Raw genomic sequence first — 21,411 nt, forward strand, 5'->3', positions numbered from 1 at the left:
GCTATTCATGGAACAATTTCAAAAACAGTCCCTTGGTTAGCATCAGTCACTTTCATAGAGCCGTAAACCCCTAAATAGAGTCTGGTTTGATTCCGATTCGTTCCCAAACTAACATAATAAGCGGATTGAGACCCAAAATGGTAATCGGTTTCAATAATAGTATAATGATTTAGTTTACAATCTGTTCTTAGCCTCGTATAAGCTAAAGCCCCTCTAACCGGAAGTTGAGATTCTTTGTCCCGAGCCAGATCGGTAAACACAACGCTTCCCGATAAAGCGGGGATTGCATTTCCCATATATGGCTGGACTCCTGTAAGCGCAGTTGCTTTAAACTTATCGGTACGGGGCTCTTCATGATAATAACTTGTTAGAGGCAGAAGACGCCGTACTGAAGTTTTTATCGCTTCATCGTAATAAGCAATGGTTTTCCGATTCAAAGCGGAATTTGCAGAGCAGCCTGTTATGGTCGCGGTAGGAAAAGCGCCCTCCCACCCTCGCCAGCCAAAGTTAATAAATCCTTCTTGGTCAAGTTCCGAATTCATGAAATATGCTTGAACAAGCCGAGTAACCGGTATTGGTTTATAGTGTACGAATGAAAAAATCGACTCTACGAGATCCTGTCCGACATTTCCCACGTATTTGATATACTCGTTATAAAACCATTGAAATGAAATGCCTGGTATATTGCGAACCCCTTTGGCTATGACCGTAAGCGTTTCCTGAATCGGTTCGGGCAGCTCATGAAAACGTGTAACGATGGGCGGATTATCGATCAATGTATTTCTACCTACATCAATTTCGATGATTTTACCTGCGATTTCCATATCGTCTTGGCTTAAATTAAACGGATCGTAGCCTGATCCGCCATCGCCGGTTGTCAAAACAAGTCTTCCTGTTTCAGGCGAAAAGTTTAAGCTATTGACACCATTATGGTTTAAAAAGGGTCTTCTTATATTCAGCAATGTCCGCCGTTTTCGAGGTTGGCCATTCGATTGCAGAATCCATTCTTCAACCGTATCAATATGATCGTATTGAGTTTCTCTATTTGTCCACTTTAGGTTTAAGGTTTCGGGATCGCAAGGATTAGGCTTAAAAGATTCAAAAGGACCTGGAAGAGCGCCCGGACCTTGGGTTCCGGCTACCGAATAATGGAGATAAAACAGACGATTATAATAAAAATCGGGATGAAATGCTAGTCCCAGCAATCCCCGTTCATCATATCCGCCGCTAGAAGCACCTAGTTGTATGATTCGTGGGCGGATATCTAAAAAAGTTCTTGTTGCTCCGTCCCTTATGTAAAAGATCTCTCCTACCTGGGTTGCGATAAATAATCTTTCGATGGAGTCACCCGGAAGAATCGTTGTTTTCAAAACAGTGGGTAAATTCAGCTTACTAGCAATGGGCCGCAAACTAACTTTCGCTTTTACCAATTCCCTTTACCCTCCTTTTGATTGTTTTCTTCTATAAAGAATATGATTGGAACGGTTTATTATTCCCCGGGGTACCCGGTCCAACGGCATCGTCCATACAGGAACAAAATATCCCATGCATCTTATTGCATCGAATGCTTTACTGTATTTCAAGCCGATGATTCCGATAGGGAGGAGCAAAGCTTAACGGACTTTGGAGGCCTTAATTTATCCAATACCGCTGCTTGGGTGAAGTTAGCGGATTTTGAGGGCTCTATTTTGTAGAAATTTCACAAAACCAAGGATTCTCAGGCCGATCACGATATGTTAACGGGTCGAAAATCCGTTAATTCCAAAAAATCGACTGGGATTCGAAAAATAAGACCTTGGAAATCCGTTATCTTTTCATGACACCACATCCAAGCTAGAAGATTTATTGCAACGCTAATGCATGCACCACGGTTTTCCATGTTATTATATTAGGAGAAAACTAAGAAGGAGTGGAGTCATATTAGAACTAACTTTCTTGTTTTGATAATTATTTTTTCTATAGTTATTCTAAGCGGATGCTCTACGAGGGTTCACGTCAACACAGGACCGACAAAGGAATATATCCAAGATATACAAGAACTATCGGGTAAAATTAATAAAGTAAAAGTCATGTTTCAAAGGCCGGATCTATACTGTCAAATCAAACTTTCGGAAGAACCGAGCGACGAATTAATCGATGCCATTCTATCGAGAACGAAGGAATTTGCAACGGTTGAGAATATGGACGAGATTGCCAACAAAATCAAATGGAATTTGGAGATATCTACAGTACACCTGACCATAAATACGGACGACGACGAAGAAATCGAACATGAGTATTATGCAAAATATTTCAAAACATTCGATGCGAGCAATAAATCGGAGGAAAATATTGAAGCATATCAATTTTGGTATGAGGTAGAAAAATAAACATTTGCCTGTAACGCTGGGCACAGCATGTAACTCTCGGGTTCATTGATACAAGTTATGTGAGACCAGTGCAAGATTATATATATCTTAGGAGGGACACTTATTTATGGAAGACTGATGATTTTACTACAAGTACATTTACGGTTGGTGGCAAACCTTTTTTTTCTACAATTGGTATAGAGGTGGAGAACATAGATCGAATCATTCATTCGGTTTTAAATGAGCGGCGATTATGGCCGCCGTCATTTAGGCCGACAATATAAATGAAGGAAGGAGATTTATAATGAAGAAAATCATGAACAAACCTGAGACTCTGGTTCGGGAAATGTGCAATGGGCTTGTGCTGGCGCATCCTGAGCTGGATTTCAATCCGAAATTCAAAGTGATTTCCAAAAAAGAGATCCATCCCGACAAAGTGACGCTGATCAGCGGCGGCGGAAGCGGGCATGAACCGGCCCATGCCGGGTTCGTAGGGAAAGGGATGCTCGATGCGGCCGTATGCGGCGATGTGTTTGCTTCTCCGTCCCAAATCCAGGTGTATCAAGCGATCCGCAGCACCGCAAGCAATAAGGGAACGCTGCTTATTATCAAGAACTACAGCGGCGACATCATGAATTTTCAAAATGCGGCCCATCTCGCCAGCGAAGACGGCATTCAAGCGGATTATGTCAAGGTAGACGACGATATTGCCGTCGAAGACAGTCTCTATACGGTAGGGAGAAGAGGGGTTGCCGGAACAGTTCTCGTTCATAAGGTGGCCGGGGCTGCCGCGGAAGCCGGACTGTCTCTGCCGGAAGTAAAGGAAGCGGCGCAGCATGCGATTAATCATGTTCGCAGCATCGGCTTCGCTTTTACTTCCTGCACCGTTCCCGCCAAGGGATCTCCGACGTTTCATATCGAAGAGGACGAGATGGAATACGGCGTCGGCATTCACGGCGAACCTGGAATACGCAGGGAGCGAGTCGTGCCTGCGGATGAACTGGCGCAGCGGATGGTGACGTCTTTGCTGGACAACTTGCGGATGAACGATCCTGCGGAACAAGATGTTGCCGTCTTGATCAACGGGTTTGGCGGCACGCCGCTGCAGGAACTGTATTTGCTCAACAATTCCGTGACGCGCGAATTGACGGCCAGGAACAAACGGGTATTCAAGGCGTTTGTCGGCAACTATATGACCAGCATCGATATGGCCGGCGCGTCGGTGACGATCATGAAGCTGGATGAGACGCTGAAGAAATGGCTGTCCGCGCCATGCGATACGCCGGCGTTGTCGGTCAAAGGCCCGTTCGAGCCGGTGAATTATACCGAGGTCGTGCGGGAAGAGAAGGCAGCGGGGGCCGTATCGTATAAAAACAACACGGATCGTGCGGCAGCGGTCATTCGGAATAACCGGCTTTCTTTGCAAAATATCGTCTATTTGATCGATCAAATGAGCGAAGTCATCATCGAGAACGAGGTTCCGTTCTGCGAGCTCGACGCCCATGCCGGAGACGGCGATTTCGGGATGAGCGTCGCCAAGGGATTCAAGCAGTTGAAAGCGGAGTGGAACGATCTTCTAACCCATCATCTTAGCGATATCGGAGATTTCCTCGACGCATGCTCGATGATCATTATGGAGCATTGCGGCGGGGCCTCCGGGCCGATCTGGGGATCGGGGTTCCGCGCGGCGGGCAAGTATGCCCGGAAGAAACAGGAACTGTCCGTTCAGGACGTCGCCGATATGATGCAGGCCGTCGTGAAAGGGGTACAGGACACAGGCGAAAGATCGTTCGGCAGAGGGGCCGTTGTCGGAGACAAGACGTTGATCGATGCGCTTGTGCCGTTTGCGGATGCGTGGACGCGGAGCGCCGAACAAGGCGACGAGATGAAGCCGGCGGCGACCAAGGCGGCGGAAGCGGCGGTTCTCGGCGCGCGGCAAACGGCGGACATTGTCGCCCGAATGGGAAGAGCGGGCGCCGTAGGGGAACGCAGCATCGGTTATCCCGATGCGGGCGCTTACGCGCTCGGGGTGATTTTCACGGAGCTTGCCAAAGCGATGCAATAATCGCGCCGGCCGATTATTTTGGCGGGTCGATGTCTTGGCGAAGCCCTGAAACCTGTAGTGATGAATTGAAACCACGAGGTAATGATGAGAATTGGGATCATGAGACATTATAAAGTGAATATCAATACAAAGAAGTACTGGATGACTTCGAATGATTTCTCGGAGTGGGTCAAACAGTATGATGAGTCAGACATTGACCTTACGAATATAACAACAACGAAGATCCATTGGGATGTTTGTTATTCGAGCGATATGAAAAGAGCGGTCAAAACGGCCGAAACGATGTATAAAGGCGAGTTAATTACGACAGATTTACTCCGGGAAATTACCATTCGTTCCATGTTTCGCTCAAACGTCAAGCTGCATTTGAATGTTTGGTTAATCTTGGGGAGATTTGCGTGGTTAATCAACCATCCATCGCAGGAAGAGAAGTACTCCACAATGGAAAGAGCCCAAATATTTCTGAACACCGTAGAAGAAAGCGGCAAAAACGATGAGAATGTCTTAATTGTCACTCATGGCGCTTTTATGACGGTGCTCCGACAGGAGCTTTTACATCGAGGCTATATAGGGGATAAATTTACAAAGCCCAGCAATGGACGGATCTATACGTTTGAAAAGAGCCTTTGAAGGTAAATTTGAAGCCATGTACTTTATATTCGGTTAGAAGCCGTGCGCACTAATGATAAAAGAAACCGTCTCTTTATACGGAGGAGACGGTTTCTTTGTACATGCAAAATAGGCGTTTATTTGATCAACTTGACTAAATCTTCGAGCATCCATTCCATCGCGGCTGTGCTGTAATCATTCCATCTTGCGCTTTCTACTAGCATGACCTTATCGTTCTGTACCGCAGGGATGTTCTTCCAAGCGGTCTCTTTCAGTTGCTGATACATATCGATATCATTCTGCCCGTCTACCAGAATGAACAAGCGATCTGCATCGGCTGCATAATCGACGACCGCTTCTTCCGAGATTCCCTTGGATTCCGTTACCTTAGATTGTGCATCCGTAGGAATGAAGCCGATGTCTTCGAACAATGGCGTGAATACGGTTGTTGCATGCTGATAAATCGATTTGTTCCAAAACTGAAGAACGATCGCCTTTTCGCCCTCAAGGTGAAACGGTTTGAGCGCTTCTTTGGTTTGTGCGGCTTTGTCGGCATATTGCGCAAGCCAAGTTTGTTCTTCCGCTTCTCTGCCTAACCATTCGGCTAAAACGGACAAGTGTTCCCGCGGAAGCAGTCCCCACTTGGTCGCTATGGTAGGTGCAATTTTGTGCAATGCTTCCACAATTTCAGGTTTGAAATAGCTTGGAATAATAATCAGATCCGGCTCCAGATCGAGAATTTTCTCCATGGAGGGTTCGTCTCCGCCGACACTTGCGATACCAGCCATTCGCTCCGGCTCGAATTTATTCAGATAGTAGTCGTTCGTGCCGATTGGCTTGATGCCCAAGGAGAGCACTTCGCCCATGTTGCCGAGCACAACCATCTTCTCGGGCCTTGTTGGAATCTCTACCTCCCGATCCAGGCCGTCTTTGATTGTTTTCGTCGCCGCTTCCGGCTGGGCGGATGGTGCGGACGAGCCGCTGCCGTTGGCTGTTTCCGACTGTGAGGAAGGTTCGGAAGACATCGAAGGATTCTGAGAACTGCTGCATGCTGTCATAATAAGCAGAAGCGCAGCGATAAGTATGATTGCATAGGCATGTTTTCCGGTTTTCATAAATCTGCTCCTTTTTTTCTCCATTGCTGTAATATATGTAATAAAGCATCTTTAATTGATAAAGATTATCATTATCACTATGATCATTCTAATACAAGCAAACTCCTATTGCAATTCTTTGTTTATTCTCGGTAACGGCGGCCATCCCGGCGCCTAACGCCATAATGATTCTCGCGGCAATGAAGAGACCGAAGCCGGGCAATAGAAATGTCTGCAGATTTGCGGATAAATGATGGATGAATCTGGTTCTTATATGTTGAATCATTTCTGTTCATCTGGTATAGTATTCATTGATATTGATAATCGTTATCATTTAAAAGTTTGGGGATGAAGCGCAGCGCTTTGCCCGGAACCATGAAATTCATAAAGAACACATCGATTTATACGGGTGAGGAGAACGGGGATGTCGTACTGGACAGAAAGAGCAGGCATGGAAGAAACAGCTATAGAGACGGAGAAATTGCGGACACGGCCGCTCGCTGCGACCTTTATTTTGATCGGAGGAGTCATTGCCCTAATGCTCGGGATTGCGTTCTCCGTTTCCTTCGGCGCTTCGGATATTGCGTTCGTTACGGTATGGGAGGCGATATTCCGATTTAATCCTGACGTAACCCAGCATCAAGTTATTCAGGAGCTTCGGTTGCCGCGTGTACTTGGCGGAGCGATGGTCGGCGCGAGCTTCGCGGTAGCAGGCGCGCTGATGCAAGGAATGACCCGCAATCCGATGGCAGATTCCGGGTTGCTCGGACTCAACGCCGGAGCCGGCTTTGCATTGGCGTTATGCTTTGCTTTTCTTCCCGGACTTCCGTATATGTTTCTCATTTTATATTCGTTTCTGGGCGCCGCTGCCGGCGCCGGACTTGTGTTCGGAGTTGGATCGCTGGCCAAGGGAGGCTTGACTCCCGTTCGCCTGGTATTGGCTGGAGCAGCGGTCACCGCGCTCCTTACTGCGCTGAGCGAAGGGATTGCTCTTCATTTCCGCATCGGCCAGGATATCGTTTTTTGGTTTGCAGGCGGGGTAGCGGGTACGAAATGGTTCCAACTGAAAGTTATGTTTCCATGGGTCGCGGGAGCGATGATCGCTGCGTTGATCATGTCTCGATCCGTTACCTTGCTAAGTCTCGGAGAGGAGGTTGCCGTTGGTCTCGGGCAACGAACCCGCCTCGTCAAGCTGGCAGGTACGATCATCGTGCTCATTCTGGCCGGTTCCGCCGTCTCTGTCGTCGGCGCCGTCGGTTTTATCGGTCTGATCATTCCGCACTTGACACGATTCCTGGTCGGCGTGGATTACCGCTGGATTATTCCTTGCTCGGCGGTGCTCGGCAGCTTGCTTGTCATACTCGCCGATCTTGCGGCAAGAATGATCAATCCTCCTTATGAAATACCTGTCGGGGCTCTTATTGCCTTGATTGGGGTTCCTTTCTTCCTCTATTTGGTACGCAAGGAGAGGAGGGTGCTGTCATGAAAACGGCACAAACGTTAACTTCGGGCGAAAGAAGACATCGACAGGGCTTGATCGTGATGGCGATTCTGGCCGCGCTTATCATCATTTCATTTATGATCAGCATGAATACCGGCTATATTCATCTATCGCCATTGGACGTGTTGAAGACGCTTTTCGGCATGGGTACGGAGAAGCAGAGGCTTATTTTGTTCGAATTCCGCTTGCCGCGGATCGTCATTTCCATTCTCGTTGGCGCCGGATTGGCCGTATCGGGTTGCATTCTGCAAGGAATTTCACGCAATGCGCTGGCCGATCCCGGGATCTTGGGCATTAACGCCGGAGCCGGATTCATGGTCATGCTGTTTATCTCCTTTTATCCGGCGACTACAGCGGCTCCGGTATTCCTGCTTCCGGTGCTCGCTTTGGCCGGGGCCGGGGTAACGGCTTTGTTGATCTACACGCTTGCTTATAGGCGTCATGAGGGCATTTCGCCGACGCGGCTGGTTCTGACCGGAATTGCCGTAGCAGCCGGTATAAGCGCCGCAATGATTGTGCTAACGATGCGGCTCGATCCGGACAAGTATCAGTTCGTGGCCACTTGGCTGGCAGGAAGCGTCTGGGGGTCGAACTGGAAATTTGTCCTCGCACTGATCCCGTGGATTGCGGTGCTTCTCCCCTTCGTTTTTTTCAAAGCCGGCGTCATGAATGTGTTGAACCTTGGCGAGCAAACGGCTACCGGACTTGGCGCTCCGGTTGAGAAAGAACGGCTTCTGCTGCTTGCCGCAGCGGTAGGTCTGGCCGGATCCTGCGTCGCGGTAAGCGGAGGGATCGTTTTTGTCGGTCTGATCGGTCCGCATCTGGCGCGGCGGCTTGTCGGTCCGAAGCATCAGCTGTTGCTTCCGGCTTCCGCATTGACCGGCGGTTTGCTCATGATCGTGGCCGATACGATCGGACGCTCAATGTCGGAAATTCCGACCGGTATCGTCGTCGCGGTTATCGGCGCGCCTTATTTTCTCTATTTGCTGGCACGGTCGAAAGCGTAGGCCATCCGAATTTTATTCGATATAAAGCATGACAAGGAGACGGTAATCTATGAATACGGATCAAATTTTTGATGTGACGATTGTCGGCGGCGGTCCTGCGGGATTGTTTGCCGCTTTCTATAGCGGTTTGCGCGAGATGAAAACGAAAATCATCGAGTTCCAACCTTTTCTTGGCGGCAAAGTTCATGTGTATCCGGAGAAAATGATCTGGGATGTAGGCGGGCTGACACCGGTCACGGGCGCCCAATTCATTGAGCAAATCGTGGCGCAAGGATTAACCTTCGATCCTGAGGTCGTGCTTGGGCAAAAGGTGACTTCCCTGACTAAAGATGAAAGCGGTCATTTTATTGTGCATACTTCGTCCGGCCAGCGGCATTGCTCCAAGACGGTCATTCTTGCCGTAGGCGGCGGTATTCTGAAACCGACCAAATTAAATATTGACGGCGCCGAGCGATTTGAAGTGACCAATTTGCATTACACGGTAAAATCATTGGCTCGTTTCAAAGGGAAAACAATTCTGATTTCAGGCGGCGGCAATGCGGCGATCGATTGGGCGAACGAGCTGGAACCGTTTGCGAAGAAAGTTTACTTGACTTATAGAAAAGACATGCTGAACGGACATGAAGCTCAAGTAACACGGCTGCTAAACAGCACGGTTGAATGCTTGTTCAATACGACGATCGAAAAGCTGGTCGCGACGCCTGATCATGAACGGATTGACAAAGTATTGTTGAATCGCAGTGAGGATGGGGAGAAAATAGAACTGGCCGTCGATGAGGTCATTATCAATCACGGATATGAACGGGATAAGGATCTGCTGGAAAACAGCGAATTGAAAATTGCGATGGAGAATGAATACTGCGTAGCGGGGACTGCGATGAGTGAGACATCGGTAGAGGGGTTGTATGCGGCAGGCGATATCTTGCATCACGATGGGAAACTTCATTTGATTGCCGGCGCATTCCAGGATGCTGCGAACGCGGTGAATAAAGCCAAACAATTTATTGCGCCTGAAGCGAATGCATGGGGAATGGTGTCTACCCATAACGAATTGTTTCAACAGAAAAACCGCGAGATCATGAAAAATTTATATACGACATGAGAGAGGAGAGGTGAAGGCAATGAAACGCTTATATACCGAAAAACTAGACATCGCGTATTCCGACCGTTTCATCGTAGAGAATTTGAATTTGGCGATTCCGGAAGGTAAGATTACGGCGCTTGTCGGTGCGAATGGCTCGGGAAAATCGACGATTCTGAAAGCAATGGCACGGATGATGAGGCCGCAAGCCGGAACCGTATTCCTCGACGGCAAATCGATTCATAGCCAGCCAACCAAAGAGGTCGCCAAACAGCTTGCGATTTTGCCGCAAAACCCGGTCGCACCCGAGGGGCTGACCGTTTCAGAGCTTATTTCCTATGGCCGATTCCCGCATCAGAAAGGATTCGGGTCGCTCACGAAACAAGACAAGGAGATCATTCGATGGTCCATACAGGTGACCGGAATGGGCGCATTCAGCGATCGGCCGGTTGATCAACTGTCGGGTGGTCAACGGCAGCGGGCGTGGATTGCCATGGCGCTTGCACAAGGAACGAATATGCTGTTCCTGGACGAACCGACGACGTATCTCGATATGGCGCATCAACTTGAGGTGCTTAAGCTGCTGCAGCAGTTAAATGGGGAGCAGCAACGAACCATTGTCATGGTCGTTCACGACCTGAATCATGCGACCCGATTTGCACAGCATATGGTAGCGATCAAGCAGGGAAGAATCGTGAGCGAAGGGTCTCCAGAAGAAGTGATGACCCAGGAAGTTTTACGGGAAGTCTTCGGCATCGAAGCGGATATTATCCCCGATCCGCGCACGGGCGTGCCACTCTGCTTGCCGTACGAACTTGCACAAGCCGAAACGGGCCAAAGCATAGAGCAGCCTCTTGCGGAACCTCCGAGAAAAGAAGCTTCAGCCTAAATGATTGGTATTTCCTCTAAAAGGTTCGCCTGTCATGGAGCCGTCCCAAAAGGTCGTAAACCCGGCCTAAGGGGCGGCTTTCCGCATTCTCTTGATCGGACCGGACGGAATACACCTTTTTTATTCATCTTGGATAGGAAAGCTGCGCCATTTTTGACAAGTCGATCAATTTCAAGTAACATCCACTTTGTTATCAGCGAGTGAAAGTACGGAATGTATTATAATTTCTCGGGCAAAGTCTTTTTTGCATGTGACTTACGAAGAATTCAGTGTTGGGGGTGCAAATCTTGGATACTGTAACACGCAATCAAGTATTAATCGGCGAAGATGACGATCATATCAGACGTTTTATATCAATCAATTTATCGCATAATGGATTTATCGTGCATGAAGCTTCAACCGGAGAAGAGGCAATCAAAAGCTATTTGGCGCATCAACCCGATGTGATCGTTCTTGACATTATGCTTCCGGATACCGATGGATTTGAGATCTGCAGACGAATCAGAGAGAAGGATCCTGCTGTCATCATTGTCTTCTTAACGGCACGCGGACAAGATCTTGATAGAATCAAAGGGCTTGAAATCGGAGCCGACGATTATATTGTCAAGCCATTTAACCCTCTGGAACTTGTAGCACGTATTCATGCTATATTGCGCCGTACCGATGTCAGCCTGAAACCGCAAAGACATATCCTTCAATCCGGTCCCATTCGGGTAGATCTCAATTCCAATAAAGTGTTCAAGCATGACGAGGCAATCGATCTGACGCCGAAAGAATTCCAAATGATTCGCACGTTTCTTGAACAACCCGATACGGCATTATCGCGCAATGAATTATTGAATCTGGTATGGGGCGAGGACTTTGTCGGCGATCCGAAAACAGTAGATGTCCATGTGCGCAAACTTCGCGAGAAACTTGAAGATGACTGCTCCAAGCCCCATTGGATTGAGACGGTGTGGGGCTTGGGGTATCGTTGGAGGAAAGACGAATAGAGCCATGAGTATACAAAAAAGACTAGTCGGAAGCTACATGGTCGTGATTTGCCTTACAGTCCTCATTCTCGAGATCTTTCTGATTGCCTCGGTGAGGTTTTATTATTTTCATAATGTTGAGCGAATCCTGAATAATCAAGCAGAGCTGTCAGCTTCTTTTTTTCAGCAATATTTTGATGAAGAGGATCTGGAGACGCAATCAGACCGGTTATTGCAAGGGTTCGCTCACAATTCCGATGCGCAGGTACAGATTATTGCTCCTTCGGGCCGGCTGCTGCAGGATTCAAACGGATTACAAGGGAACGTCTCCATGACGGAATATCCGGATGTCCAAGCAGCGATCGGCGGCGCACCCGGGGTATGGAAGGGGAAGGATCCTCTGACCCATGAACCGGTATTAGCCGTATCTTACCCTTTAAAAGAACATGAAAATGGGATGACTCTGGGCGAGGTCAGGTTCGTCACTTCCTTGACGGCCACGCTGCATACCTTGCATCAGATTACGGTCCTTCTTATATCCGTCGGGATTCTTGTCATTGCCATCGTTACGGTTCTCGGGCTGCTGCTGTCCTGGACGATTACAAGATCGATTAAGGATCTCAAGCAAGGAGCAGACCGCATGACAGAAGGAGACTTCAGCATACGCGTGCGAAAGCGCTACCAAGACGAGTTGGGTTCGTTGGCGGACACTTTAAATATGATGGCTGCTAGAATCTTAAAGAGCGAAGAGCTTAAAAACGATTTTATCTCTTCCATTTCCCATGAACTGCGGACACCGCTCACTTCGATCAAAGGCTGGGTCATTACTTTGAAATCAAGTGGGAGGGACAATAAACTTCTATTGCAAGAAGGACTGGATATTATTGAATCGGAGGGCGACAGGTTAAGTCATTTGGTTGATGAACTGCTGGATTTTTCCAAATTGGATAATGGAAGAATCGCCTTGGAGCTTGGTCCTGTCGATCTTTCCGAATTGCTCCGCCATATGGGCAGGCAGCTTGGTCCAAGAGCGGCCCGGCAAGGCGTCTCGCTGGAAATCCAAACGGGTGAAGATCTTCCCCTTATCCAAGCCGACGTAAACCGTCTTAAGCAAGTATTGATTAATTTACTGGACAACTCGCTCAAATTTACAGCCCCTGGCGGTCAAATTCTTCTGCACGCGCACAAGGATCAAGGAAAAGTTGTTATTTGTGTTGAAGATACGGGCATAGGCATTGCTGAGGAAGAATTGGCGCGCGTTGTTCACAAATTCTATAAAGCAGATCAACATGCCGCGGGCAGCGGGTTAGGTCTAGCCATATCCGATCAAATCATTCGCCTGCATCATGGTGAATTGCGAATTAGCAGTACAGTGGGGAAGGGAACAACGGTTCATATTTTCCTGCCGGTTTTAGATTATTGAAATTTAACTATTTCATAACCACTTTGGGCCCGAGCGCCCTTAGAATATATAGTAACCATGCGGGGGAGATGATCGTCAGTATGCTTTATAAACCGGGTAGAATAGGGATCATGATTACTATGGTATGGATGCTCGGAGGATGCGGAATTCCGGCAACGCCTATCGATATGATTAAGCCTCCCTTATCCGTGAACAGCCTCGAACGCGATCGCATCAGCGATGAACTTATTCAATTGCTGCCCGCCCAGGCTAAGTTAGTCGTACCCGTGCAAGGCAAAGAGAGGCAGGACATCTCATTCGGAGATATGGATGGCGACGGGATCGATGAAGCTGTGATTGTATACGAAGAGAATAATCCGTCAGGAAAAGTATTGAAAGCTGCGCTATTCAAACGGGATAACAATAAGTGGCGAATCGTATCGGAAGTGAAAGGTTTTGGATATGGGTTGGAGTATGCCGGATTTTCGGATTTCAATGACGATGGTCTGCCCGAGCTTGCTCTTGCCTGGTCGCTAGGAGCGGCTGGAAATGGGCTGGATGTTTATGGATTGAACCATGATCAATTGGAGTTAATTAAGAAGAAAGAGTACCATGGAAAGCTTGATCTTGATGAGGAATAAATAACCAACGGATTGATTGCAGCGCATCGGATGGAGGTATTTGCGACTTGAGTAAAATCCGAGGACGCCCTGATTTCTTACTTCTGTTCGTAACGATCCTGTTAGTGGGATTTGGCTTGATTATGATTTTTAGCGCCAGCTCGCCGATAGCTACGATGAAACACGAAAGTCCATGGCATTACGTCATGAAACAAGGCGTATTTGCGCTCATTGGACTATTTTTAATGCTCATTTTTATGCGTATCCCATATACGTGGTGGAAAAAAGTGACCCCTATGCTGTTATTGTGCTCTATTATTTCGCTTGTTCTTGTATTACTGGTAGGAATCAACATCAATGGCGCGAAACGTTGGTTTGTATTAGGCGGTTATCATTTACAACCTGCCGAGTTTACGAAGTTAAGTGTCATTATGTACATGGCGGCCCTAGTCAGCAGGAAAGGAGAACATATTCGGGACTTCAGGAGAGGATTATTGCCTATTTTAACGGTTGCAGGTCTGGTAATGCTGCTTGTATTGAAACAGCCGGATTTCGGTACGGTGTTAATTTTGTGCTGTATTGCTCTAACGATCCTTATTGTCGGTGGAGTTGATCTGCGGCATCTTTTCCTGCTGAGTTTGTTTTTCATTCCTGTTTTTCTCTTTCTTGCCGTGAGTCAAAGTTATCGACTGCAGCGAATCGCCGCTTTTCTGAATCCGATGAATAACCCCTTGGGCGCGGACTATCAACTTATTCAGTCGCTCATTGCACTGGGGAATGGGGGTCTTACGGGGACAGGCCTTGGCAAAAGCATACAAAAGCTGTTTTATTTGCCTGAAGCGCATACCGATTTTATTTTTGCCGTTATAGGCGAAGAATTCGGGTTTGTGGGGACATCTCTCCTCCTGATTGTTTTCTTTCTATTCGTATGGAGGGGCTATAAAGCTGCTGTTCTATGTGACGACCCTTTCGGCCTCTTGTTAGGGGTAGGCATCGTTATGATGATTTTTATTCAGATCGTATTGAACATCGGAGGCGTAACAGGGACCTTGCCGATCACGGGCTTACCGCTGCCGTTCATTAGTTACGGCGGATCTTCGCTTATTTTATGCTTAGCTGGCACCGGCATCTTGCTTAGCATATCAAGAGATAGTTCCTATCGACGCAGAAAAGATGACGAAGAAAGAGGATAGGGAATCAACAAAATAGAGGTAGTATCAACATGTTCGTACGCAAATTTAAGAAGCTGGATAAATTCACGTTATTCATTTTATTGTGTCTGGTTGCCTGTGGAACCGTCTCGATATACGGGGCCACCAAAGATACAAATTTAGAAGGTCTTCATATAAACAATATATTTCTGTTTGCAGCCTTCTGCATTCCGATGCTGGCGATTTCCCGGATCGATTGCAGGGCTCTGCCCGGCAAATTGTTGTACTTTTTCTACGGCTTAGGCACAGGAATGCTTATTCTTGTTAAATTTACCGGAGAGAACATTAATGGGGCAGCCCGCTGGCTAAACATCGGCCATTTTCAATTGCAACCATCGGAATTCGCGAAGATCTTCACCATACTGCTTGTTGCTCATATGCTAGGTAAACGTGAAGGAATGAAGCTTCGACTAGTTCAAGATTTGATTCCGATCTGCATTGTCTTTTTGATTCCTACCATTTTAATTATGAAGCAGCCCGATTTAGGGACTTCACTTGTGTTTGTAGGGGTGTTACTAAGCATGCTGTGGATGGGCAACGTTCGATTGCTCTATATGATTGCGTTCCTCAGCATCATGGTCATTGCGATCGGTACGATACTGTGGCTGTTTCATACGAACCAGGAATTGCTAGCCAAGGTTGTAGAGCCGCATCAAATGTCAAGAATTGAGACTTTTCTTGATCCTGCAAGCGATCCCGACAAATCATGGCATGTCAAAAATGCTATGCGTGCAATCGGTTCGGGTGGTTTGACCGGAAGCGGCGGGTATTATATCCAGAGAGGGTTCATTCCCTATGCATATTCCGATTCGATTTACGTCGTTATCGGAGAGAATTATGGATTTATTGGATCGTCCGTACTCTTATTCCTATACTTTTTGCTTATTTATCGTATGGTTCAAATCGTCATGGAAAGCAGACACCTCACAGGGGCTTATATTGTTATCGGGATTATTGGGATGCTAGTGTTTCAAATATTCGTTAATATTGGCATGCTTATCGGATTGGTCCCGCTGACCGGTATTTCATTACCGTTTATCAGTTATGGCGGCAGCTCTTTGTTTATCAATATGATTGCCATCGGATTGGTGTTAAGCGTTTCAGCGCATAAAGACGAAGAAAGCCTCTCATAACCAAGCAAAAATCATAACGTGTTTATTTTCCGTCCGATGTCATAACAGGGGCACTCATTGGCGTACTTAGCCGTCTGACCAAACAACTCGTAAATATGGTGGGGGAAACGATGTCTGACAAAATGAAAAAAAGGAAAATGCGTAAAGTTGTAAATACCATTTGGAGCCTGTTTGCCGTAATCATTGTTGGAGTCGGCATCTATGCGGGATATCTGTATTATAAGGCGGATGCCGCGATACAGCGGATATCTTCCTCAGTTAAAACGCTTCCGGCGTTTCAAACGACTCCTGCGGATGAAATGACTGCGCCAATACCTGATCCGGGCATAAAACCGATGATGATTATGCTGGCGGGAATCGATAGCCGGGAAGGCGCCGATGGAATGATGAATACAGATGTTCTTATGCTTGTAAGTTATAACCCTGATACCCGCTCAGCCAGTCTATTGTCGATACCGCGCGATCTATTGATCAAATCCGAATCATCGCGTTCCCGCAAAGCCAATTATTACTATGCCCATTACTACATCAAGGATAAGTCCGAGGCCATTCCCACAACGAAGCAGTTCTTCAGCGAGTTGTTCGATTTGCCGATCGATTATATGGTTGTTGTCGATTTCAATGCATTGCGCAAGACGGTGGATGCACTAGGCGGACTTCAGATCGATGTGGAAATGGACATGAAATATAAAGACTCCGCAGACGGGACGAATATTGATCTACGTAAAGGACTGCAGACATTGGATGGCCAGCATGTGCTTGACTACGTCCGATACCGCAAATCGAATCAAGGTACGCGGGAATCTTCCGACTTTGCCCGCAATGAGCGTCAACAGCAGGTTATCAAACAGATTTTAGATAAACTGGGCGCTTTCAATGGAATAAGCCAATGGGGAACCATATTGGATATTATCGGTGAAAATGTAACATCGGATATACCTGAATCGGTGCTGCGCCAATGGATCTTGAATTTCCCTAAGTTAAAACCGAATCAAATGGAATCCTTACAAATGGAAAGCGTCTGGAAGAGTCCGTTTGTTTATGTGAAACAAGACGATCTTGCGGATGCGCTGGCAGCATTGCGGAAAGAGGCAGGTCTCAGTACTGACAGTAATCCAAAGTTCGAATCGATCGGGACGATGAATAAATAAAATGCTGCAAGGTGCGGGGCCGTTTTCATAACCCTTCGTCCTCCGATACATATTGAAATATGATGAAGGCCTTAATCCTAAAGTGCAGTACCGCTACTATGTATAACAATATTACATTCGCGTTGCGGGACTTTCGCCCCTTTGTTATTAGATGTATAATCATGGGAGAAAGCTTCGTTCGGTTGGTGGATTTGTAACGAGCTCTGTATCCGAATGAGGCTCTAACGGAAGTGACAGACGTTATTTTCCCGATAGAGCCTCTTTTTGAAATGTAACGGATCTGAGCGACCTTATTCGGGTTATTTCATGCGAAAAAACACGATCTATCATCAAATAGCGGCGTATAGTTCCGTTACAATTTCAAATGGGCCGAATTTTCGGAAATAGCGGCCGTGACATCCGTTAGAGTTACTATCGCTGACCCTGCTTGACTACTCAGACAACACACCTTATTGGAAGATGATGATGTCATCTTACCGGGAATTGTTGAAAGGAATATAAGTGAAAAGGCAATTCCATTATTGAAGAGATAATCATTACCGGACAAATTGATTGATCCGTTTCGTTTAAGCATCTGCATTTTCTGCTTTTCGCGCCTGTCTTTCCCACGAATTTTGGCATCGCTTTACTTACAATCGGCCCTGCAACTAATTTTACTAAGAGCACAACAATGATCCACATCATCGGAATAACCTTCAACGTATCGAAGTAAACCTCTTTGCTGAAGCCGCGTTCCAATCCAATCATAATAGGCGTGATCGTGTTCACTGTCTACAAAGGAGAATCGATATGATCAAACGATTTCACCATGCTCAAATTACAATCCCAAATGGAAAAGAAGAAGAGGCTAGGGACTTTTACTGTGGGATATTAAAAATGAAAGAAATCGCTAAACCCGAATCATTAATGGGTAGAGGCGGTTTGTGGGTACAAGTAGCAGATCAGGAATTACATATTGGTACGGAAGATAGGGTTGACCGTCTTCAAACGAAAGCTCATCTAGCGTATGAAGTGGATAACTTGCAAGAAATAGAAGTACTATTAAGGAAAAATGGTATTGAAATCCTGGAATCTGTACCGATACCCGGATATGAGAGGTTTGAATTTAGAGATCCATTTGGGAATAGAGTGGAGTGTATCAAACCGATCATGGAAAAAGCTTAGATAGACAGTAAAGGTGGTGTGTCCATGTTCATTGTTAAAGCAGACATCTCAACCCTTGATGAGTTAACGACATTAGCCTTGAAGCTATGGCCGGATCATTCGAGAGATGATATAAGGTCTGAGTTCGAAGAATTGCTGGAATCGGAAAAAGATATCTTTTATCTAGCATTCGTCGAAGGAGTTTATGTCGGGTTTATTCATATGTCTTTGAGGCATGATTACGTGGAAGGTTCGCATTCATCTCCTGTAGGTTATGTTGAAGGCATCTATGTGGATGACAAGTACCGAAGAAAAGGCATTTCCAAAAAACTGGTTGAAGCCGGGGAACAATGGTCAAAGTCGTTGGGGTGCAGCCAAATGGCGTCGGATACACAGTTGGATAACGATGGAAGCCAGCAATTCCACAAGAAGATCGGATTTAGAGAAGCGGGCAGGATTGTCGCCTTTATTAAGGATTTATAAGTGTTGTATCTGCTGCGGTGCGGGACATTCATTATTTAAGGAGGGACTTGAATTGAATCGGGATCAAGCGACTCAAATCATTCGCCAATATTTCGAATCATGGGTCAAGAAGGATATGGAGATGTTTCGCAGCGTGTTGCATGATAAAGCCATCGTAAGGGAGTGCAACGGTACTGTCATAGAGGGTAGAGACGAATTGACGAACTGGTTTACACAATGGAACGGTAATGACAATAAAGTGGAGTATTGGACTATAAAAAGCGTAGGATTTGATGAAATCGTAAATACCGCATTTGTTGAATGGATATTTAAGTGCGTTTATGACGCTCAAGAATATGAATGGGAAGGGTCTAGTATTGTTTATTTCAGGAACTCCTTACTCTATGAATTGAATGAATATGAGATGAAAAGGGAGAAATTTTATCCTTATAGAAAGACGATTTGACCCGTTTCACCACCCAAAGCCAGGCCATGAAGGCCTTTCATTCAGAAACCTGCAATGATGCGTCTTTTCGCCCGTGTTGATCGATTGCTGCGGCAATGCCTGCGAAAAGGGAGCTTTTTTCTCGCTTCGATGCGTTTTGAGTCCATTTCATCATACCGCTGCGCGGCTGACGACCCGTCGAGCGGGCTAACGAAACGTTAACACGCTAATGAGGGAAAAAAGGGGGGAGAACCGCCGATTTCCAATGAATAGCGATACGTACATTCGTTAGGATGGACATGTCTTCATTTTGAGCCCAATAAGGATTGTCAGTTTCGTTTAGCGCCAAACAAGGAGTACTGCGCGGATCGCCTCGAATTGATATTCGCCACGGTCAGTTGCCGGCCAATCGCGCATGGCAACCTTCACGAAATCGAATCCTCAGCCCTTTTCGATGCAACGCCAATGCCCGCAAGGGTTTTTTTTGTGCCCGTACTTTTTAATTCGGGATAATGGGATATATTCGAGTCATCAATCGTGTTGTATATAGGAGGCGAAAAAATGGAAAACAATTCTTTATTGCGTACGGATAAAGAATTGGCCGAACTATATCAACGGCATGCAGATTTAGTTTACAGGCTGTGCTATCTATATTTGAAACATCCCGTTGATGCAGAAGACGCTGTTCAATCTGTATTTCTAAAACTGATCAAATCTCAAATGGTTTTCCATGACCGCGAACATGAAAAGGCGTGGCTAACGGTAACGACCAGAAATTACTGTAAAGACGTTCTTAAACATTGGTGGAGAACTCGACGCGTAGCTTTAGACGCTTTGCCGGAAGTTTCTTCTTGGAATGGTGACGAGCCATCGGGTAAGGTGCTTGCACGACTGCTTTCACTTCCCGAAAAATACAAAACCGTTCTATATCTCTACTATTTCGAGGAGTACTCGGTAAAAGAAATATCAGAGATGCTAGGACGTAATGAGAGCACGATCCAAACACAGCTAGCTAGAGGGCGCAAACGCCTTAAAATTGATTTGGGAGGGAATTGCTTTGAGCAATAAAGATATTCATCGGCTTTTTGAAGCACTTACGCCAAAAACCGAACAAAAAGAAGAAATGTTTCGTAACATTATGATGCAAAGCCGGAATGAAAATTCAAGGACTAGAAGATTTACTCCCGTGAAACGGTTAAGATTTGCAGTACTGGTTCCCGTGCTCATGGTTTGTTTAACGACGACAGCTTTTGCAGCGGCATATATGGGGTTGGATGAAGCATTTTTAAAATTTCTCAACCCGGCAAATCATGAGCAGGCACAATATTTGTCAAATGGCGTTTATGTAGTTGACAAGCAGGTGGCAAAAGAGAATGGGACGCTTGCCATCAAACAAGTGATTGGCGACAGCAACCTGACTTATCTCTTAATGGACTTTACGGCTCCGGAAGGCACAGTTTTAAATGCAGCGCGATACCGTTTTGAGCATCCCGAGATTCGTGCAGATCAGAATTATTATAGTACAGAATTTAAGGTGCTGGACGATGGAAATCCAAATGACAATAAAATTAGCCTTGTCTTGAGTATCATGACCGAAAATTCAATAGCCGGCCAAACGGCTCATTTCAAATTCAAAGATTTACAAGCAGCCGATCCGTTTCCGGCGATTTTTGAAACGGTCATACCGGGTACTTGGGAAACCTCATTTAAACTGGATTTCAAGGAGTACTCCACCCTTTATACCGTCGATCAAAACATTACCATGTTTGGATATCAGGCAGTATTAAAAACGATCTCGGTCTCGCCCATTTCGATTTCTGTAAAGATTGAAAGCAGCTCATTGAAAGAGATTGACGATGCCGCCGACAAATTAAAGAAAATTGGCGAAAATAAATCTATGGATAAGTTTCCAATCACAATAAACTATGCAGATGGCACTTCGGAAACGACTGCTATTTTTTCCGGATTGTATTTGGCGGATAATATAAGCGGCCAAATCCTTACGATCAAAACTTTTGAGAATCTGATCAATGATAAAGAAATCGCATCTATCGTCTTTTTTGACAAAGAAATTCCGATTCAAAACTGAATGGCGCGATTGCTTCCATGGTTATCGGAGGTATAACCATGGAAGCGATTATGCTGAGTAACGATTCGCCACTTGACGAGCGAATATTCGGGTGATATATGGATTCGTAGTATCCTGCCTGCAGCGATACGATGTTCAGTTTTGCGCCGGTCGGGATTCCGCCGATCATACGGGGGATGCCAAAACCGTC

20 protein-coding genes are annotated in these 21,411 nt (G+C 46.3%); 18 read left to right on the forward strand and 2 right to left on the reverse strand.

Annotated elements, in window-relative coordinates; genetic code table 11:
• Nucleotides 1-5: 5 nt before the first annotated feature.
• Nucleotides 6-1,430 (reverse strand): PQQ-dependent sugar dehydrogenase, encoded by a 1,425-nt coding sequence (locus tag LQ229_RS17840; protein WP_230192433.1) that lies wholly within the window; start codon nucleotides 1,428-1,430, stop codon nucleotides 6-8.
• A 639-nt stretch (nucleotides 1,431-2,069) separates the two neighbouring features.
• Between LQ229_RS17840 and LQ229_RS17845 the strand changes: the two genes are divergently transcribed.
• The 3 genes from LQ229_RS17845 (at nucleotide 2,070) to LQ229_RS17855 (ending at nucleotide 5,043) form a co-directional block, all read left to right on the forward strand.
• Complete coding sequence (locus LQ229_RS17845) at nucleotides 2,070-2,369, forward strand: hypothetical protein (protein ID WP_230192434.1); 300 nt, start codon at nucleotides 2,070-2,072, stop codon at nucleotides 2,367-2,369.
• Nucleotides 2,370-2,652: 283 nt separating this feature from the next.
• Complete coding sequence (dhaK, locus tag LQ229_RS17850; RefSeq protein ID WP_230192435.1) at nucleotides 2,653-4,413, forward strand: dihydroxyacetone kinase subunit DhaK; 1,761 nt, start codon at nucleotides 2,653-2,655, stop codon at nucleotides 4,411-4,413.
• A gap of 141 nt (nucleotides 4,414-4,554) precedes the next feature.
• Entirely contained in the window at nucleotides 4,555-5,043 is a 489-nt protein-coding gene (locus LQ229_RS17855; protein ID WP_290370050.1) for a histidine phosphatase family protein, read from the forward strand.
• 116 nt (nucleotides 5,044-5,159) lie between these two features.
• Here LQ229_RS17855 and LQ229_RS17860 read toward each other — a convergent pair whose 3' ends face one another.
• A complete protein-coding gene (locus LQ229_RS17860; RefSeq protein ID WP_230192437.1) occupies nucleotides 5,160-6,137 on the reverse strand; it encodes an ABC transporter substrate-binding protein in 978 nt (325 codons plus the stop codon).
• A 403-nt stretch (nucleotides 6,138-6,540) separates the two neighbouring features.
• Between LQ229_RS17860 and LQ229_RS17865 the strand changes: the two genes are divergently transcribed.
• The 15 genes from LQ229_RS17865 to LQ229_RS17935 all read left to right on the forward strand — a co-directional run bounded on the left by LQ229_RS17865 (nucleotide 6,541) and on the right by LQ229_RS17935 (nucleotide 21,221).
• On the forward strand, nucleotides 6,541-7,602 hold the full coding sequence (locus LQ229_RS17865; RefSeq protein WP_230192438.1) for an iron ABC transporter permease: 1,062 nt from the start codon (nucleotides 6,541-6,543) through the stop codon (nucleotides 7,600-7,602).
• On the forward strand, nucleotides 7,599-8,624 hold the full coding sequence (locus LQ229_RS17870) for an iron ABC transporter permease (protein ID WP_216540483.1): 1,026 nt from the start codon (nucleotides 7,599-7,601) through the stop codon (nucleotides 8,622-8,624). Before LQ229_RS17865 ends, LQ229_RS17870 begins: the two co-directional genes overlap by 4 nt.
• Before the next feature lie 49 nt (nucleotides 8,625-8,673).
• Nucleotides 8,674-9,726 (forward strand): NAD(P)/FAD-dependent oxidoreductase, encoded by a 1,053-nt coding sequence (locus LQ229_RS17875; protein ID WP_216540482.1) that lies wholly within the window; start codon nucleotides 8,674-8,676, stop codon nucleotides 9,724-9,726.
• 19 nt (nucleotides 9,727-9,745) lie between these two features.
• A complete protein-coding gene (locus tag LQ229_RS17880; RefSeq protein WP_230192439.1) occupies nucleotides 9,746-10,594 on the forward strand; it encodes an ABC transporter ATP-binding protein in 849 nt (282 codons plus the stop codon).
• 278 nt (nucleotides 10,595-10,872) lie between these two features.
• Nucleotides 10,873-11,586, forward strand: coding sequence for a response regulator transcription factor (locus tag LQ229_RS17885; RefSeq protein ID WP_356711215.1), 714 nt, complete (start codon nucleotides 10,873-10,875; stop codon nucleotides 11,584-11,586).
• Nucleotides 11,587-11,590: 4 nt separating this feature from the next.
• Complete coding sequence (locus LQ229_RS17890) at nucleotides 11,591-12,988, forward strand: HAMP domain-containing sensor histidine kinase (RefSeq protein ID WP_230192440.1); 1,398 nt, start codon at nucleotides 11,591-11,593, stop codon at nucleotides 12,986-12,988.
• Nucleotides 12,989-13,068: 80 nt separating this feature from the next.
• Entirely contained in the window at nucleotides 13,069-13,608 is a 540-nt protein-coding gene (locus tag LQ229_RS17895; protein ID WP_230192441.1) for a hypothetical protein, read from the forward strand.
• 47 nt (nucleotides 13,609-13,655) lie between these two features.
• Nucleotides 13,656-14,780 (forward strand): putative lipid II flippase FtsW, encoded by a 1,125-nt coding sequence (gene ftsW, locus LQ229_RS17900; protein ID WP_230192442.1) that lies wholly within the window; start codon nucleotides 13,656-13,658, stop codon nucleotides 14,778-14,780.
• A gap of 29 nt (nucleotides 14,781-14,809) precedes the next feature.
• Nucleotides 14,810-15,931, forward strand: a complete 1,122-nt coding sequence (locus tag LQ229_RS17905) for an FtsW/RodA/SpoVE family cell cycle protein (protein WP_216540476.1) — start codon at nucleotides 14,810-14,812, stop codon at nucleotides 15,929-15,931.
• Nucleotides 15,932-16,041: 110 nt separating this feature from the next.
• Nucleotides 16,042-17,082: an LCP family protein gene (locus LQ229_RS17910; RefSeq protein WP_216540475.1), complete on the forward strand. Its 1,041-nt coding sequence runs from the start codon at nucleotides 16,042-16,044 to the stop codon at nucleotides 17,080-17,082.
• Nucleotides 17,083-17,871: 789 nt separating this feature from the next.
• A complete protein-coding gene (locus LQ229_RS17915; protein ID WP_216540474.1) occupies nucleotides 17,872-18,246 on the forward strand; it encodes a VOC family protein in 375 nt (124 codons plus the stop codon).
• A gap of 24 nt (nucleotides 18,247-18,270) precedes the next feature.
• On the forward strand, nucleotides 18,271-18,708 hold the full coding sequence (gene aac(6') / locus LQ229_RS17920) for an aminoglycoside 6'-N-acetyltransferase (protein ID WP_230192443.1): 438 nt from the start codon (nucleotides 18,271-18,273) through the stop codon (nucleotides 18,706-18,708).
• Nucleotides 18,709-18,760: 52 nt separating this feature from the next.
• The gene (locus LQ229_RS17925; RefSeq protein WP_230192444.1) at nucleotides 18,761-19,153 is read left to right on the forward strand and encodes a nuclear transport factor 2 family protein; all 393 of its coding nucleotides are present in this window, start codon (nucleotides 18,761-18,763) and stop codon (nucleotides 19,151-19,153) included.
• Nucleotides 19,154-19,693: 540 nt separating this feature from the next.
• Nucleotides 19,694-20,200 (forward strand): RNA polymerase sigma factor, encoded by a 507-nt coding sequence (locus tag LQ229_RS17930; protein WP_230192445.1) that lies wholly within the window; start codon nucleotides 19,694-19,696, stop codon nucleotides 20,198-20,200.
• On the forward strand, nucleotides 20,190-21,221 hold the full coding sequence (locus LQ229_RS17935; RefSeq protein ID WP_230192446.1) for a hypothetical protein: 1,032 nt from the start codon (nucleotides 20,190-20,192) through the stop codon (nucleotides 21,219-21,221). The genes LQ229_RS17930 and LQ229_RS17935 overlap by 11 nt, the downstream gene beginning before the upstream one ends.
• The last annotated feature ends 190 nt before the right edge of the window (nucleotides 21,222-21,411 follow it).

The organism is Paenibacillus sp. CECT 9249 (assembly GCF_918697855.1).
Taxonomy (GTDB): domain Bacteria; phylum Bacillota; class Bacilli; order Paenibacillales; family Paenibacillaceae; genus MSJ-34.

Excerpts from the sequence above, each read along its gene's own strand:
- LQ229_RS17845 (WP_230192434.1), top strand. The coding sequence starts at position 2,070 with ATGTTTCAAAGGCCGGATCTATACTGTCAAATCAAACTTTCGGAAGAA.
- dhaK (WP_230192435.1), top strand. The coding sequence starts at position 2,653 with ATGAAGAAAATCATGAACAAACCTGAGACTCTGGTTCGGGAAATGTGC.
- LQ229_RS17855 (WP_290370050.1), top strand. The coding sequence starts at position 4,555 with ATGACTTCGAATGATTTCTCGGAGTGGGTCAAACAGTATGATGAGTCA.
- LQ229_RS17860 (WP_230192437.1), bottom strand. The coding sequence starts at position 6,137 with ATGAAAACCGGAAAACATGCCTATGCAATCATACTTATCGCTGCGCTT.
- LQ229_RS17865 (WP_230192438.1), top strand. The coding sequence starts at position 6,541 with ATGTCGTACTGGACAGAAAGAGCAGGCATGGAAGAAACAGCTATAGAG.
- LQ229_RS17870 (WP_216540483.1), top strand. The coding sequence starts at position 7,599 with ATGAAAACGGCACAAACGTTAACTTCGGGCGAAAGAAGACATCGACAG.
- LQ229_RS17875 (WP_216540482.1), top strand. The coding sequence starts at position 8,674 with ATGAATACGGATCAAATTTTTGATGTGACGATTGTCGGCGGCGGTCCT.
- LQ229_RS17880 (WP_230192439.1), top strand. The coding sequence starts at position 9,746 with ATGAAACGCTTATATACCGAAAAACTAGACATCGCGTATTCCGACCGT.
- LQ229_RS17890 (WP_230192440.1), top strand. The coding sequence starts at position 11,591 with ATGAGTATACAAAAAAGACTAGTCGGAAGCTACATGGTCGTGATTTGC.
- LQ229_RS17895 (WP_230192441.1), top strand. The coding sequence starts at position 13,069 with ATGCTTTATAAACCGGGTAGAATAGGGATCATGATTACTATGGTATGG.
- LQ229_RS17905 (WP_216540476.1), top strand. The coding sequence starts at position 14,810 with ATGTTCGTACGCAAATTTAAGAAGCTGGATAAATTCACGTTATTCATT.
- LQ229_RS17910 (WP_216540475.1), top strand. The coding sequence starts at position 16,042 with ATGTCTGACAAAATGAAAAAAAGGAAAATGCGTAAAGTTGTAAATACC.
- LQ229_RS17915 (WP_216540474.1), top strand. The coding sequence starts at position 17,872 with ATGATCAAACGATTTCACCATGCTCAAATTACAATCCCAAATGGAAAA.
- LQ229_RS17930 (WP_230192445.1), top strand. The coding sequence starts at position 19,694 with ATGGAAAACAATTCTTTATTGCGTACGGATAAAGAATTGGCCGAACTA.